The organism is Novosphingobium hassiacum, from assembly GCF_014196055.1.
GTDB classification, from domain to species: Bacteria; Pseudomonadota; Alphaproteobacteria; order Sphingomonadales; family Sphingomonadaceae; genus Novosphingobium; species Novosphingobium hassiacum.
In genome coordinates this window covers 231,139-244,502 of the sequence record NZ_JACICY010000002.1, presented here as the reverse complement: position 1 = coordinate 244,502, position 13,364 = coordinate 231,139, and the positions used below count along the sequence as shown (strand labels likewise).

13 protein-coding genes are annotated in these 13,364 nt (G+C 65.3%); 9 read left to right on the top strand and 4 right to left on the bottom strand.

What is annotated here, in order from left to right; genetic code table 11:
• Positions 1–20: 20 nt before the first annotated feature.
• Complete coding sequence (locus GGQ88_RS05870) at positions 21–1,544, bottom strand: fumarate hydratase (protein WP_183612194.1); 1,524 nt, start codon at positions 1,542–1,544, stop codon at positions 21–23.
• Positions 1,545–1,704: 160 nt separating this feature from the next.
• Between GGQ88_RS05870 and GGQ88_RS05865 the strand changes: the two genes are divergently transcribed.
• Genes GGQ88_RS05865 through GGQ88_RS05845 form a run of 5 tightly spaced genes read left to right on the top strand, consistent with a single transcriptional unit; the run spans position 1,705 to position 6,799 of the window.
• Positions 1,705–2,298 (top strand): protein-L-isoaspartate O-methyltransferase family protein, encoded by a 594-nt coding sequence (locus GGQ88_RS05865; protein ID WP_183612193.1) that lies wholly within the window; start codon positions 1,705–1,707, stop codon positions 2,296–2,298.
• 5 nt (positions 2,299–2,303) lie between these two features.
• On the top strand, positions 2,304–3,761 hold the full coding sequence (locus tag GGQ88_RS05860) for a TolC family outer membrane protein (protein WP_183612192.1): 1,458 nt from the start codon (positions 2,304–2,306) through the stop codon (positions 3,759–3,761).
• A 40-nt stretch (positions 3,762–3,801) separates the two neighbouring features.
• Positions 3,802–4,239: a DUF2497 domain-containing protein gene (locus GGQ88_RS05855; RefSeq protein ID WP_183612466.1), complete on the top strand. Its 438-nt coding sequence runs from the start codon at positions 3,802–3,804 to the stop codon at positions 4,237–4,239.
• Positions 4,240–4,292: 53 nt separating this feature from the next.
• On the top strand, positions 4,293–6,401 hold the full coding sequence (locus GGQ88_RS05850) for a S9 family peptidase (protein WP_183612191.1): 2,109 nt from the start codon (positions 4,293–4,295) through the stop codon (positions 6,399–6,401).
• Positions 6,398–6,799: a (2Fe-2S) ferredoxin domain-containing protein gene (locus GGQ88_RS05845; protein ID WP_183612190.1), complete on the top strand. Its 402-nt coding sequence runs from the start codon at positions 6,398–6,400 to the stop codon at positions 6,797–6,799. The genes GGQ88_RS05850 and GGQ88_RS05845 overlap by 4 nt, the downstream gene beginning before the upstream one ends.
• On the opposite strand, the gene GGQ88_RS05840 is transcribed toward GGQ88_RS05845, so the two are convergent.
• Positions 6,768–7,676: an NAD(P)H-hydrate dehydratase gene (locus GGQ88_RS05840; protein WP_343057104.1), complete on the bottom strand. Its 909-nt coding sequence runs from the start codon at positions 7,674–7,676 to the stop codon at positions 6,768–6,770. The genes GGQ88_RS05845 and GGQ88_RS05840 overlap by 32 nt on opposite strands.
• Complete coding sequence (locus GGQ88_RS05835; RefSeq protein ID WP_183612189.1) at positions 7,642–8,433, bottom strand: histidine phosphatase family protein; 792 nt, start codon at positions 8,431–8,433, stop codon at positions 7,642–7,644. Before GGQ88_RS05835 ends, GGQ88_RS05840 begins: the two co-directional genes overlap by 35 nt.
• A 139-nt stretch (positions 8,434–8,572) precedes the next feature.
• Between GGQ88_RS05835 and GGQ88_RS05830 the strand changes: the two genes are divergently transcribed.
• Complete coding sequence (locus tag GGQ88_RS05830) at positions 8,573–9,073, top strand: hemerythrin domain-containing protein (protein ID WP_183612188.1); 501 nt, start codon at positions 8,573–8,575, stop codon at positions 9,071–9,073.
• A gap of 79 nt (positions 9,074–9,152) precedes the next feature.
• On the opposite strand, the gene purD is transcribed toward GGQ88_RS05830, so the two are convergent.
• Positions 9,153–10,442, bottom strand: coding sequence for a phosphoribosylamine--glycine ligase (gene purD, locus GGQ88_RS05825; protein WP_183612187.1), 1,290 nt, complete (start codon positions 10,440–10,442; stop codon positions 9,153–9,155).
• On the opposite strand from purD, the gene xseA reads away from it, so the two are divergent.
• From xseA to GGQ88_RS05810, 3 genes are read left to right on the top strand one after another with little or no spacing between them, the layout of a single operon-like run.
• Positions 10,441–11,904: an exodeoxyribonuclease VII large subunit gene (xseA, locus tag GGQ88_RS05820; RefSeq protein WP_183612186.1), complete on the top strand. Its 1,464-nt coding sequence runs from the start codon at positions 10,441–10,443 to the stop codon at positions 11,902–11,904. The genes purD and xseA overlap by 2 nt on opposite strands.
• Before the next feature lie 26 nt (positions 11,905–11,930).
• Positions 11,931–12,134 carry a DUF2093 domain-containing protein gene (locus GGQ88_RS05815; RefSeq protein WP_183612185.1) on the top strand — a complete coding sequence of 68 codons (204 nt, stop codon included), beginning with the start codon at positions 11,931–11,933 and terminating at the stop codon, positions 12,132–12,134.
• Positions 12,131–12,985, top strand: coding sequence for a M23 family metallopeptidase (locus tag GGQ88_RS05810; protein ID WP_183612184.1), 855 nt, complete (start codon positions 12,131–12,133; stop codon positions 12,983–12,985). Before GGQ88_RS05815 ends, GGQ88_RS05810 begins: the two co-directional genes overlap by 4 nt.
• Positions 12,986–13,364 lie beyond the last annotated feature (379 nt).

Here is a 13,364-nt window from a genome sequence, read left to right as displayed (position 1 = left end):
AAGGCGTTAGTCGAGAGGGATCAGGCCGGAAGCAGGCCTTCCTCGGCGATCTTCTTCTTCCACACCAGCGGCGCGAGCTGGTGCACGTTGTTGCCCTCGCTGTCGACGGCCACGGTCACCGGCATGTCCTCAACCGTGAACTCGTAGATCGCTTCCATCCCGAGGTCTTCGAACCCGACGACCTTGGCCTGCTTGATCGCGCGCGCCACGAGATAGGCCGCGCCGCCCACTGCCATCAGATAGGCAGACTTGTGCGCCGCGATCGATTTGGTCGCCGCTGGCCCGCGCTCTGCCTTGCCGACGCTTGCCAGCAAACCAAGATCCAGCATCAGGTCGGAAAAGCTGTCCATCCGTGTCGCGGTCGTAGGTCCAGCAGGCCCTACCACTTCCTCGCGCACCGGATCGACCGGACCGACGTAATAGATCACGCGGCCCCTGAAATCGACCGGCAGTTCCTCGCCAGCGGCCAGCATGTCCTTGATGCGCTTGTGCGCGGCATCCCGGCCGGTCAGCATCTTGCCGTTGAGCAACAGACGGTCGCCCTGCTTCCAGCCCTGCACCTCGTCGGCGGTCAGCGTGTCGAGGTTGACGCGCTTGGCCGCGCTGTCGGGCGCCCAGTGTACCTGCGGCCATTCATCCAGCTTGGGCCGCTCGAGATAGCTCGCGCCCGAACCGTCGAGCGTGAAGTGCGCGTGGCGGGTCGCGGCACAGTTAGGGATCATCGCCACCGGCTTGCCTGCAGCGTGACACGGCGCGTCCATGATCTTTACGTCGAGGATGGTGGACAGACCGCCCAGTCCCTGCGCGCCGATGCCGAGCGCGTTGACCTTGTCGAATATCTCGATGCGCATGCGCTCGATGTCGGTCTGGGGGCCGCGCAGCTTCAGTTGCGCCATGTCGATCGGCTCCATCAGCGCCTTCTTGGCCAGCAGCACGCAATGTTCCGCCGTGCCACCAATGCCGATGCCGAGCATGCCGGGCGGGCACCAGCCGGCACCCATCTGCGGCAGCATTTCGACCACCCAGTCCACGATCGAATCGCTGGGGTTCATCATCTTGAACTTGGACTTGTTCTCGCTGCCGCCGCCCTTGGCCGCGACATCGACGCTCACCTTGTTGCCCTTGACCATCTCGACGTGGAGCACGCAGGGCGTGTTGTCCTTGGTGTTGCGGCGGGTGAAGGCAGGGTCAGCCAAGACCGAAGCGCGCAGCTTGTTGTCGGGGTTGAGGTAGGCACGGCGCACGCCCTCATCGACCACGTCCTGCAACGACATGTCCGATTCGAGGCGGCAATCCTGCCCCCATTCGATGAACACGTTGACGATGCCGGTGTCCTGGCACAGCGGGCGCATGCCCTCGGCACACATCCGGCTGTTGGTCAGGATCTGTGCGATGGCGTCCTTGGCAGCAGGGCCCTGCTCGGCCTCATAAGCATCGCCGAGCGCGCGGATATAATCCATCGGATGGAAGTAGCTGATGTACTGGAGCGCGTCCGCGACGCTCTCGATCAGGTCCGCTTCCTTGATCGTGACCATTTCCGCCATGTTGCCGACTCCCTTGCAAGGTTCGTGATCCGCTCCGGCGCATACGCGGCAATTTGCGACAAGCAAATCCCTTGGAAAGGCCAAGTCGATAATCTAAGGCGTTGGCGAAATTTGATGGCAGCGCGGCAAGGCGCGTGACCGTCCGGACATGAGGCACCAGATGACGCTCGTTGATGATCGCCACGCAGCGGACGACATGCAGACTGCACGTCGCGCCATGATCGATAGCCAGCTGCGGGTCACCGGGGTCAACTCGCCAGCTATCCTCGCGGCATTCAATGCCGTGCCGCGCGAAGACTTCGTGCCCGCCGAACGCAGGGTGGTCGCCTACGCCGACCGCGCCGTGCCACTGGCCGGTGGCAAGGTGCTCTCGCCCGCCCTGACGTACGGACAGATGCTCGAAGCAGCCGACGTGACCGCAGCCGACACGGTGCTGGTCATCTCCGGCAACGGCTATCTCGCAGCGCTCGCCGAAAAGCTCGCCACAACCGTCACCCGCCACGACAGCCTCGCCGATGCCACCGGCGGACCTTACACGCTCATCCTGATCGATGGCGCGGCAGAAGTCCTGCCCGACCGTCTGGCCGCGCTGCTCGCCGACGATGGTCGCATCGTCACCGGCCTGGTAGAACGCGGCGTTACGCGTCTTGCGCTGGCTCGCTGCGCCTCGGGCAAGGTCGCCGCGACCGCGCTGGGCGAGGCCGATTTCGCCGTCCTGCCCGAATTCGCCGCGCCCAAGACGTGGAGCTTCTGAGGTCCATGTCTGCCACCAAGGCATTGCGACTGGTTCTGACGGCCAGCGCCGCCATCGGCCTTGCCGCTCCGGCACTGGCCGATGATCTGCGCGAAGCCCTGACCAGCGCCTACAACACCAACCCCACGCTGCAAGGCGCGCGCGCCAATCAGCGCGCGACCGACGAGGGCGTGCCGCTCGCGCGTTCGAACGCGTTGCCCAGCCTGTCGGGCACCGCGACCTACACCGAATTCCTGCGCAAGACGCCCAACGCCTTCACCGCGCCCGATCGCGCGTTCTCGGGCGATGTCAGCCTCGGTGTGCCGGTCTATGCGGGCGGGTCGATCAAGAACTCGATCCGCGCGGCCAAGACCCGCGTCGAAGCCGGACAGTTCGATCTGCGCTCGACCGAATCGGCAGTGTTTTCGCAAGTCGTCGCGGCCTACATGGACGTCATCCGCGACAGCGCGATCGTCGGCCTCAACCGCAACAATGTCGAAGTTCTCGACGTAAACTTGCGCGCCACCAGCGACCGCTTCGAGATCGGCGATGTCACCCGCACCGACGTCGCGCAATCCAACTCGCGTCTCGCGCTTGCGCGCGGTGACCTGCGCGGGGCCGAGGGCAACCTGATCGCCAGCCGCGAACGCTACATTCAGATCGTGGGCAAGGCCCCGGTCGATCTCCAGCCGCCACCGCCGCTGCCGGGCCTGCCCGCCACGCCTGACGATGCGGTGGCCTTTGCGCTGGAAAACAACCCCGATCTGCTCGCCGCGCGCGAACGCAGCAAGGCGGCGGGCTTTGACGTCAATGTGGCGGATGCCGCCAAGCTGCCGACGATCTCGCTGTTTACCGGTGGCAACTACACCAATTATTTCGGTACGCTGGGCGGCGGCACAACGGGTGCGTTCGATCAGCACCAGACCACCGCGCAGGCAGGCGTTCGCGCCTCGATTCCTTTCTATCAGGGCGGTGCGCCCGCCGCACAGACCCGTCAGGCCCAGGCGCGCGAAAGCGCCACGCTCGAGCAGGAAATCAGCGTCGAGCGCGACGTGATCGCCTCGGTACGCTCGTCCTACGCCTCGTGGCGCGCGGCGAATGACATCATCGCCACCAACCAGACTGCGGTCGATGCCGCCGCGCTCAGCCTCGAAGGCGTGCGCGCGGAAAACACCGTGGGCAATCGCACGATCCTCAACATCCTCGATGCCGAACAGGAACTGCTGCGCGCGCAAGTCCAGCTCGTGGCCGCACGCCGCAACGCCTATGTCGCGGGCTTCAATCTGCTGTCCGCCATGGGACGCGCGCAGGCGCAGGACCTCGGCCTCGATGGCGGCGTGCTGTACGATCCGCAAGTGAACTACAATCGGGTCAAGGGTCGCATCTGGGATTGGGACCGCGATCCCGATCCGGTCGCCACCTCGACACGCACCGTTGACACGCCCGCGCAGGATGCGACAATCCAACCCACGCCGCGTCCATAGAGATTCGGCCTCAGGGGCTTTTTTAGGGGTGGCATTTTCGATGCGTCAGGCCGGTGAACCGTCCGTCGAGGAGATCCTAGAATCGATCAAGAAGGTCATCGCGCGCGACAATCGCGCCGAGGCTGCCCAGGCGCGCGTCCGTGCCGAACCCGCGCCCCGTCCTGCGCCGCGCCCGGTCGAGATTCTCGAACTGACCGAAACCGAAGCCGAACCGCAAGATGACGCCGAAGACGATACCGGCGGTCTGATCGCCGATGCCGCCACCGCCTCGATGCGCGAATCGCTCGCGGCCTTGTCGATGCTGGCGCAACCCGGAATGGCCCCGCAGATCGTACGCTCGGGCGAAACCTCGCTCGAAGGCCTCGTGCGCGAAATGCTCAAGCCACTGCTCGCGGATTGGCTTGCCAAAAACCTGCCCGGGATGGTCGAGAAGATGGTTTCAGCCGAAATCGCCAGGATCGCGGGCAAGCGCGGCTGATCCTTACGTATTTCGGTTTGCGCGCAAGGCTCTACGCGCTAATCGTGCGCTCCATGAAAATCATCACGCTGCCGCTTGCGGCACTCGCTGTCGCGCTCGCCTCGCCTGCCGTCGCACAACAGGCTGCACCGCTCTCGCCGCAGGATCTGGTCACGCTGAGCCGCCTCGGCGGTACCGCGATTGCGCCCGATGGCAAGAGCGTCGCCTACACCGTGACGACGACCGATCCCACCACTTACAAGCGCACGCCCGCGCTCTGGGTAAAGTCCATTGCAGGCGGAGAGCCGCGCCGCATCGACATCGGCGGCAGCGTCAGCGATCCTGCCTTCGCACCCGACGGCACGCTTTACCTGCTGTCGGACCGCAAGGTCGGCGATGCCGAACGCACCCAGGTGTGGAAGGTCGATCCTTCTAGCGGCGTGATGACTCAGGTCACCGCATTCAAGACCGACGTGGCAGGCTTCAGGCTCGCCCCCGACGGCAAGCGCATAGCAGTGTGGGGCGACATCGCCCGTACCTGCGCCACGTTCGGCTGCGATAGCGACGGCAACACCGCGCTTCCCGGCCCCGGCACCGGGCGCCACTACACGGATGGCGCGGGCTTTGTGCGTCACTGGGACCAGTGGGAAACGCCGGGCAATTACAGCCGCATCTTCGCGTTCGATCTGGGCACCGATGGCAAGGCTGCAGGCAACGGCGTCGCCTTGGACGGCCCTGTCGGCACGTTGACCGGAGACAGCCCGGGCAAGCCGTTCGGCGGGGCCGAAGACGTGGCCTGGAGCGCGGATTCGAAGTCAGTGTTCTTCGTCGCCCGTCAGGCGGACCGCAACGAACCGCTCTCGACCAACCTCGATCTGTGGCAATCGCAGCTCGACGGCACAGCGCCAGCCAACCTTACCGCAGCTAATAAGGGCACGGATAACACCCCCGCGCCATCGCCCGACGGCCAGTGGCTGGCGTGGGCAGCAATGGCCCGCCCCGGCTACGAAGCCGACCGCCTCGTCGTCCAGATCCTGAACCTCAAGACCGGCGAGCGCCGCGCGCTGACGCAAGGCTGGGACCGCTCGGTCTCCTCGCTGACGTGGACACCCGACTCCAAGGCGCTGATCGCCACCGCCGAGGACGTGCTCGACGCGCCCGCTTTCCGTATCGACCCGGTCAGTGGCAAGGTCACCCGGCTGGTGCTCAACCCGAAGCGCGAAGGGCACATCGCCAATGTCGTCCCGCTCAAGGACGGCCGCCTGCTCTACACCCGCGATTCGCTCGACGCGCCCGCCGAACTTTACATCGGCAAGCCCGGCAAGGCAGGCACGCGCCTGACCGACATCGCTACCACTGCTCTCGCCCAGCGCGCGCCCGTCACCACACAGCGCTTCAGCTTCAAGGGCGCGGACGGCGACACGGTGTGGGGCCAGATCACCAAGCCCAAGAATCCTGAAGGTTTTGGGACCAAGGGCAAGATTCCCTCGATCCTCTATGTCCACGGCGGGCCGCAGGGCTCGTACAACGACAGTTGGTCCAACCGCTGGAACCCGCGCGTCTGGGCGAGCCAGGGCTACGCGATCGTCTCGGTCGATTTCCACGGTTCCACCGGCTACGGCCAGGCCTTCACCGACGCGATCAACAAGCAGTGGGGCGGCAAGCCTCTGGAAGACCTGCAGAAGGGCTTTGCTGCCGCCATCGCGATGGACCCGCAGATCGATGGCGACAACGCCTGTGCCGCAGGCGCTTCCTACGGCGGCTACATGATGAACTGGATCGCCGGCGTCTGGCCCGACCGTTTCAAATGCCTCGTCCAGCACGATGGTGTGTTCGATGCGCGCGCGATGGCATACGAGACCGAGGAACTGTGGTTCGACGAATGGGAGCACGGCGGCCAGCCGTACTACGCTGCGCCGGAAGAATTCGAGAAGTGGAACCCCGTCAACCACGTCGACAAGTGGAAGACGCCGATGCTGGTCATCACCAGCGAGAAGGATTTCCGCATTCCTTACACGCAAGGCCTCGCCGCATTCAGCGCGCTCCAGCGCAAGGGTGTGCCGTCCGAACTGCTGGTGTTCCCCGATGAAAATCATTGGGTGCTGAAGGCGAAGAACTCGCTGCAATGGCACCAGACCACGTTCGACTGGCTGGCGCGCTGGCTCGGGAAAGAGGGTAAGTGATCGCGACAGCAGAAGGTATCGAGCAAGCCGAAAAAGCGCTCGAGCAATTGGGTGGGTTCCGTCCGCATCGCCAGATCCTGCTCTGTGCAGGCCCGGACAAGGACAAATGCGCCCCGCGTGAACTGGGTGAGGAGTCCTGGAACTATCTCAAGCGCCGCCTCGGCAAGTTGAAACTTGGCGGTGCGCAGGGCGTGTTGCGAAACAAGGTCAGCTGCCTGCGAGTCTGCTTCGTCGGGCCGATCGCGGTCGTCCAGCCCGATAACGTCTGGTACCACTCGTGCACGCCGGACGTGCTTGAGCGCATCATTCAGGAGCACATCATCGGCGGCGTTCCGGTAGAGGACTATCGCCTCAACCCGCCCGCACTCACCCAGCTCGATCCATTACCTGCGGAATGAACGACAGCAGCTCGCTGGCCAGAAACCCCAGCGGGCCGATCGCCTCGGCACAGCGCCGCCCGGCCTCGCCGTGAAGCCATACCGACCATAGCGCGGCGGTCAGTGGCGGTGTTCCTCGCGCGATCAGTGCGCCCGCGATCCCGGCCATGACATCGCCCGACCCGCCCGTCGCCAGCCCGACATTGCCGCCGCTGTAGGCGAAGACGGTCCCGTCGGGTGCTGCAACATAGCTCACCGAACCCTTGAGCACGACCACCGCACCGAACCGCTGCGCGCATTCGACCACCGCCACCTCACGGTCGCTTTCGATCTCGCTCGCAGCGCGGTCGAGCAAAGCGGCAATCTCGCCGATGTGCGGCGTCAGAACTGCCGGACTGGCACGCCGTCGTAGCGCCTCCGCATGCGTTCCCAGCGTCATCAGCGCTGCCGCGTCCAGCACGAGCCCTCCCTCGACATCGTGGCCCATTACAGCGGCAACCAAGAGCGAAGCCTGATCTGCGCAGCCCATTGCCGGACCCAGCACCAGCGCGTCGCATTTGGCCAAATGGCTGTCGAGTTCCGCAAGCCCCGCATCGATCTCACCCACAGCGTTGGCTTTCAGTGGCCAGACCGCAATCTCGGGCAGGAACGCCCCGATCGCGACTGCAGCGGCCTCTATCGTCGCCACTTGGACCTTCCCCGCACCCGCGCGCAGGGCCGCTTCCGCTGTCAACCGCACCCCGCCGGGCACGGTCAGGCACCCGCCGACCACGACCACGCGGCCGCGTGCATTCTTGTCGGCCTGTTCGTCGGGCTGGGGTAGCGGATTGGCGCGCAACCACGCGCCGTCAAGCGTCAGGGCGCTACCCACGAGCAGCGACCATCTGATCGGGCTCACGCGTCGCCTCGGTGCCTTCACGGATCATCGGCGCGACCACGTTGTAGCGTTCGAGGACCAGCTGCCCATCGCCTTTGGCGCTGGTATCGTGGCGGTATTGCGTGACCGCACAGTTGGCGACGTCACCCTCGCGGTCGATCGCCAGGATATCCGCCTCGGTCATGTGCTCGATAATATAGCGCATGCACAGCACCACCACCTGATGCCCGACGATCATCACGCGCTTGCCCGCATAGTGCAGCGACACCGTGTCGAGCAGCGCACGCAGCCGGAAGATCACATCGACCCAGCTCTCGCCGCCGGGCGGCCGGTGATAGAACTTGCCGAGCACCTTGCGGAACTGCGCCTGCTCCGGCTCGAAGTGGTGAATACCGCTGACGGTGAGCCCGTCGAGCACGCCGAATTCTTTCTCGCGCAGCCGCTCGTCAATGCAGATGCGCAAGTCCGCGTCACATCCGCCCGCCTCGCGAAACAACTCGGCGGTCTGCACTGCGCGCACATAGGGGCTGGCAAGGACGACTTCGGGCCGCGCCCCTTCCTCGCCACTCGCGAACCAGTGCCCCAAGGCGCAGGCCTGCTCACGCCCCAATGCCGAGAGCGGAACGTCTACATCGCGGTGGTCGAGCGCGATCCGGTGCGCGCCAAGCGCGTCCGCTTCGTCCCGCGCAACGTTGCCCGCGCTTTGTCCATGGCGGATCAGCCATAGTGTACTCGGCCAGCGCAGATGGCCCGGCGTTTGATTGGCAGTTTCGGTCATGCCGGTTCAACCGCGCGAACGCCTCGACGTTCCGGAGGCGCGCGCAGCCATCTTCATAACAATGTTTACAAACGCCGATGCGGAACATGCACGCGATCAATGGATTGTCCCGGCAATGCACCGTTCATGAGGACATATCATGGCCCAGACCACTTACACCGACGCGATTGCCCTGCTCAAGGCCGACCACCGCACGGTCGAAGGCCTGTTCGAGAAATTCGAAAGCGCCAAGGACGACAAGAAGGCTGCCCTTGCCCAGCAGATCTGCAACGAGCTGAAGATCCACACGATCATCGAGGAAGAGATCTTCTACCCTGCCTGCAAGGGCAAGATCGAGGAAGAGACCTATACCGAAGCCCATGTCGAGCATGACGCAGCCAAAGTGCTGATCAACGACATCATGGCTTCGTCACCCGATGACGAATTCTTCGATGCCAAGGTCAAGGTGCTCAGCGAAGAGATCAAGCACCACGTCCATGAGGAAGAAGCGCGCTCGGAAGGCATGTTCGCGCAGGCCCGTGAAGCCGGACTCGACATGGTCGCGCTGCGTGACGCAATGCTTGCACGCAAGAAGGAACTGATCGCGCAGGCCAAGACCGAAGCCCTCCCAGCGGCAGAGCTGCGCGTCGTCCACGCCTGAAACGTGCAGTGCGCGGAGGGCGGCAACAACTGCCCTTTGCCCCCTTCCCGCCCGCGGGAAGCGGGCGAGGGTAGGATTGCTACCCCTGTTCAGCCTCTTCCCGCTCAATCTCGCGCCAGCCGATGTCGCGCCGACAGAATCCGGTCGGAAAGCTGATGGCATCGACCGCCACATAGGCCCGGTCGCGCGCTTCCTTGACCGATGCGCCGCGAGCGGTGACGTTCAGCACGCGCCCGCCGTTCGCGCTCAGCACACCATCACCCGACAGCGCGGTCCCGGCATGGAATACTCTCGCTCCTGTCGCCTCGGCTGCGGGGATATGGTCGATCCGCCCACCCTTATCCGGCGTGCCCGGATAGCCGTTCGCCGCCATCACCACGGTCATCGCCACGTCGGGTGAAAAGCGCGGCGACTCAATCGAGGACAGCTTGTTGTCCGCACAGGCCAGCAGCAGTTCCACCAGATCGCTTTCCAGCCGCATCATCAGCACCTGACACTCAGGATCGCCGAACCGCGCGTTGTATTCGATCAGCTTTGGCCCCTCTTCGGTCAGCATCAGCCCGGCATAGAGCACACCCGAATAGGGCATCCCCTCGTCCGCCATCGCCTTGACCGTCGGCGCGACGATCCGCGACAGCACTTGCGCCTCCAACTCGCCGGTCAGCACCCGCGCCGGGCTGTAGGCGCCCATGCCACCGGTATTCGGCCCCACATCGCCATCGCCGACGCGCTTGTGATCCTGCGCCGATCCGAAGGACACGATCGTCGCGCCATCGGTCAGCGCAAAGAAGCTCGCCTCCTCGCCGGTCATGAACTCCTCGATCACGACCTCGGCCCCGGCTGAGCCGAACGCGCCGTCGAACATGTCGTCCACGGCGGCCTCTGCCTCGGCCATGGTCATCGCCACGACCACGCCCTTGCCCGCCGCCAGCCCATCGGCCTTGATCACCACCGGCGCACCGAACCGCGTCAAAGCCGCCCGCGCCTCGGCCAGCGACTTGGCGCGAACATAGCCGGCGGTCGGAATGCCTGCGCGCTCGCACAAGTCCTTGGTGAAGCCCTTCGACCCTTCGAGCTGCGCCGCCGCCCGGCTCGGCCCGAACACCGAAAATCCGGCTGCCCGCAGCGAATCCGTCAGCCCATCGACCAGTGGCGCTTCGGGGCCGACCACGATCAGCCCGACCCGCTGCGTCTCGCAGAATGTCACCACCGCGGCGTGATCGGTCAGTTCCAGCGCGACGATTTCCGCATGTTCGGCCACGCCCGGATTTCCGGGTGCCGCATAGAGCTTGCCGGTCAGCGGCGATTGGGCCATTTTCCAGGCCAGCGCATGTTCGCGCCCACCCGACCCGATCAGCAGGATATTCATGGCATTCCCTTCCGCGCCGCACGACGATGACAGCAATCCGTCCGGCGGGCTCCTAGCGAGGGAATCGGCTGGCGACAACGCTCCGGCCCTGTCGATCTCCGAGATTTCCGCGCTGTTGAAGCGCACGGTCGAGGATCGCTTCGGCTTCGTCCGCGTGCGCGGCGAACTGTCGGGCGTCAAACGCGCCGCCTCGGGTCACCTATACCTCAGCCTCAAGGACGAAGGCGCTCGCCTCGATGGCGTGATGTGGCGTGGCGGCGTCCAGAAGCTCGGCTTCCGTCCGGAAGACGGCGTCGAAGTCATCGCCACCGGAAAATTGACCACCTACCCCGGCCGGTCGAACTACCAGATCGTGATCGAGCGCATGGAGGTTGCGGGCGAAGGCGCGCTGCTCGCCCTGCTCGCCAAGCTGAAAGCGCGGCTGGAATCCGAAGGCCTGTTCGACCCCGCGCGCAAAAAGGCCCTGCCCTTCCTCCCGCGCGTGATCGGCGTCGTCACCTCACCCACCGGCGCGGTGATCCGCGACATCCTCCACCGCCTGTCGGACCGCTTCCCCACGCGCGTCATCGTCTGGCCGGTGCTGGTGCAAGGCCAAGGCTCAGGCGCGCAAGTCGCCAACGCCGTGCGCGGGTTTTCGAACCTTCCCGAAAACGGCGCGATCCCGCGCCCCGATCTCGTCATCGTCGCGCGCGGCGGCGGCTCGATCGAGGACCTCTGGGGCTTCAACGAGGAGGAAGTCGTCCGCGCGGTCGCCGAATGCACCATTCCGATCATCAGCGCGGTCGGCCATGAAACCGACACCACGTTGTGCGATTTCGCCGCAGACTGGCGCGCACCGACCCCCACCGCCGCCGCCGAACTCGCAGTACCGGTACAGGCCGAACTCGCGGCGTTCGTCGCCGATCTCAACGCCCGCCAGCGCCGCGCGCTCGCCCGCCAACTGGCGCAGGCCAAAGAACGCCTCGAAGCGCGCAGCCAGCGCCTGCCCCAGCCGCAGGCACTGCTTCAGGGTCAGGCCCAACGCGTCGACGATCTGGCCGAGCGGCTGCGCCGTGCCCTGCTCCACCGTACCGAGATCGCCGGATCGCTGCTTGCCCGCCACGCCGGATCGCTGCGCCCCGCCCTGCTCGCCACCCGCATAGGACGCGAGCGCGAGCGCCTCGCCGCCCAGCGCCTGCGCCCCGAAGTCCTGCTCCAAAGGATCGATCACGCGCGCGGCAAGGTCGATGCGCTTGACCGCCTGCGCCGTTCGCTCGATCCGGAAGCTCCGCTTCAGCGCGGCTACGTCCTCGTCACCGACAAGGATGGCCACCTCGTCAAGGACCGCCAGACCGCAGAATCGCGCATCGCGCTGACGCTCAAGTTCGCCGACGGCACACTCGATGTGACCACAGGCGGCACTCGCCCTGTACCCCGCCCGCGCCCCGTCGTTCCCCCGGCGGGCCAGCAGGAATTGTTCTGAGGCGCATCAGTCGCTACATTGAACCCATGTTGATGTCCCCCTCCGGCCGCCTTGCGCGCCTTCAGTACCTTCCCGGCGGCTTCCGCCAGCTCTCTGCAGGCGACCATGTGCTGTGCGCTGTCACCGGCCAGCAGATCCCGCTCGACGCGCTGCGCTACTGGAGCGCGCCGCGCCAGGAGGCCTACGCGACCTGCGAGATTTCGACGCGCCGCCACCTCGAGAGCGCATGATCGACCGGCGGCAGTTCGTCGTCGGCAGCGGCACAGCCCTTGCCGCACTGCTCACTGGCAATACCCCGCTCCCTCCGATCATGCTCGACCCCGGCGGTCGGCTCACCCAGGGTGGCTGGCTACGCGGCAGGGTCCAACCGGGCACCCGCGCACTGGCGCTCGACGGCAAGCCGGTCCCGGTTTCCTTCGACAACAGGTTCCTGATCGCGTTCGACCGTGACGCGGGCCCCGCCGCGCAACTCGTCGCGACGCTTGCCGACAGCTCGACTGTGACGCTTCCACTCACTATCACCCCGCGCGCCTGGGCGATCGAACGTGTCAACGTCGCCAAGCGCCCCGGCGGCGTACCCGATGCCGATTTCCTGCGCATCCGCGAGGGCGAACTCACGCGGATCAGGGCGGCCCGCGCACTCGACACCGGCGCACAAGGCTGGCGGCAGGACTTCGTCCGCCCCGCCCCCGGTCGCTTCTCGGGCCGCTTCGGCTCGCAACGCATCTACAAGGGGGAGCCCGGCTCATATCACTCGGGCCTCGACATCGCAGGCGGTGCTGCCACGACCTATGTCGCTCCGGCCGACGGTGTCGTGGTGCTTGCGGCAACCACGCCCTTTACGCTGGAGGGCCACCTGCTGATTCTCGATCACGGCAATGGCCTCAACAGCGCCTTCCTCCACGCATCGCAATTGCTGGTTCGCGAAGGGGCGATCGTGCTGCAGGACGAGCCGCTCGGTCAGATCGGGATGACCGGACGCGCTACCGGGCCACATTTGCACTGGGCGGTTATGTGGCAGCGCAACCGGCTCGATCCGATCCTGCTGCTGCGTGACATGGTTTCAGACGCAACCCGTTAAGGCGCGAAAAAGCCCGTTGTTACAGTCGAAACCGTCTCCGTTGTAATTAATGGCAAGTGAATGGCCGCCATGTGTAATTTCCATGCACCACCCCTAACGCTCGGTAAACTCGGGGGTTCTGACGTGTACCAAAGGCGGTGTGGCAGTTTTGATACACAGGTTGTGGATTCATTTCGCAATTGTCATTCGTGTTTGTAACTAACCACTCCTTTCAGCCAAACAGGTACATCTTTTCCCGCTAGCCTTGGGGCAAAGCCGCTTCGGTTTCGCGTCGCGGTCCTGAGATAGGGTGAAACGGGAAAGTGCTTGTTGCCAGACTTCGGGGGCGCAGGCGGACAGGACAAAAGGGACTGGACAACGTGAACAAGAAATCTTTCTC